The 235-nt window shown below is 71.5% G+C and carries 1 protein-coding gene; it reads right to left on the reverse strand.

Annotated elements, in window-relative coordinates; genetic code table 11:
• Positions 1–235: hypothetical protein (locus tag IF89_RS40340; RefSeq protein ID WP_043195216.1), on the reverse strand; the 235-nt coding region annotated here is incomplete at both ends.

The following is a 235-nucleotide window of genomic DNA, read 5'->3' on the forward strand; positions in this document are numbered from 1 at the left end:
GTGCGGCGGTGACTTCGCCGCTGGTGGAGGACACCACACGGCCCAGGGCATCGGTGTGTGCAGACGATCCGGCGGCGGGGGTGCCGTCGGCGAAGACGATCTTCGCCGACACTGTCCGTGCCGCGGTGTCGGCGTCCTGCACCGAGAGGGCGCGGGCCTGGCTGAGGCCGGCATTCTGCTGGTCTGTGCCGAGCACGCCCTGGGTGACGGCTTCGGCGACGATGTCGGAGGCGGT

The organism is Streptomyces sp. NRRL F-2664 (assembly GCF_000719345.1).
Taxonomy (GTDB): domain Bacteria; phylum Actinomycetota; class Actinomycetes; order Streptomycetales; family Streptomycetaceae; genus Streptomyces.